The 1,550-nt window shown below is 64.8% G+C and carries 2 protein-coding genes; both read left to right on the top strand.

Translation table 11 applies throughout. The features are described from left to right. Positions 1–191 (top strand): hypothetical protein (locus tag AB0B91_RS65890; RefSeq protein ID WP_358343197.1); only part of this gene is annotated, 191 nt, incomplete at its 5' end. Between the two features lie 196 nt (positions 192–387). Next, positions 388–1,509 (top strand): VCBS repeat-containing protein, encoded by a 1,122-nt coding sequence (locus AB0B91_RS65885; protein WP_358343195.1) that lies wholly within the window; start codon positions 388–390, stop codon positions 1,507–1,509. Positions 1,510–1,550: the final 41 nt, after the last annotated feature.

Genomic DNA, 1,550 nt, shown 5'->3' with positions numbered 1-1,550 from the left:
TGGGGATCGCGTTCGCGCTGTCGTTCGCGCCGCTGAACATCCAGGCCACGAACGGCGTGAACGACGACGAGCAGGGGCTGGCCTCCGGCCTGCTCGTCCCGCCCATTCGCCGCCGCCCTGCTCGTCCGCAACGGGAGCAGCTTCGCGGGCCCGGCCGCTCAGGTGCATGGCCCACCAGCCGTGTGATCTGAGGCATATTCATCTGAGTATCTACTACTCAGGCGTGCGGGCGAGAGGTCGGAACATCATCAGTGCTGACGCCAGTCCGGGCGTGCGAAATCCGTCGACTGGCGGGAAGGGCAATTTGCAGTCGCATCTCCGCAGCACGAGAAAGTGGGTTGTCCACGAATGCTGTACGAACGAAACCTCAGAAGATGGGGGGCTCGTGTGCTGTTTGCCGCCGCTCTCCTCATCGGTTCCATTGCCGTTACGCCGCCAGCCGTCGTGCACGCCAAATCGCCAACCACCAACGTTCAGTTCGGCATGGCCTGGGTCGACTTCAACGCCGACGGGAAGGCTGATTACTGCTCTATCTGGTCGTCTACGGAACTGAGGTGTGTACTTTCAACGGGTATCGGCCTCGGCCAGCGGATCACGGGGTTCAACCAGGACCCTGGTTACCAGGAGGGGCGGGCCTGGGTCGACTTCAACGGTGATGGTCGGGTCGACTACTGCCGGGTGGTCGCGGCCGGAGGTAAATCTCTGTCCTGCACCCTGTCGAACGGCACGTCGTTCGGGTCGACGTACACGTCAGGAGGGCTCGACCCGGGCTGGACCGCGGGTCAGGCCTGGGTCGACTTCAACGCGGACGGGCGTGCCGACTTCTGTCGGGTGATCGGGACCTGGAGCCAGAAGGTCCAGTGCACCGTCTCCACGGGCACCGGCTTCGGCGCCACCTACACCTCCGGCAACATCGACGCGGGCTGGGACGCCGGCCGGGACTGGGCGGACGTCAATGGGGACGGCCGAGCCGACTACTGCCGCGTCGTCAGTTCCAGCAAGCTGCAGTGCACGCTCTCCACGGGCACGGGGTTCGGCACCACCTTCACGTCCGCCAACCTGGACGGCGGATGGGACGACAGCCGTGACTGGGTCGACTTCAACGGCGACGGGCGGGTCGACTACTGCCGGGTTGTCGGCAATTTCTCGAAGTCGGTCCAGTGCACGCTCTCGACGGGCAACAACTTCGGGTCGACCATCACCTCGGCTGCCATGGATGTCGGCTATTGGGTCACCCGAGGATGGGCCGACTTCAACGGTGACGGCCGCCTCGACTTCTGTCGGATCACCAACGCTCTCGGCGTCTGCACGGTGTCGAACGGCAGTTCCTTCGGCGTCACCTACTCGCACCCGTCCGGGAACTACAGCTACATCAGTGGGAACGGGTGGGTGGACCTCAATGGAGACGGGCGAGCCGACCACTCGACTGTTGAGGAGCAAACCACCTTCTACCTCTCCACCGGGACGGGTTGGGGCGGTCCTCTGATTAGTCCCCCCCCAAGCGCCTGATCCTCGGCGGTGCAAGCGACGGCGGGGCCACGGATGACCGT

The organism is Nonomuraea sp. NPDC049141 (genome assembly GCF_040648415.1).
In the GTDB taxonomy this organism is placed as follows: Bacteria; Actinomycetota; Actinomycetes; order Streptosporangiales; family Streptosporangiaceae; genus Nonomuraea.
This window is presented reverse-complemented; position numbering and strand designations above follow the sequence as displayed.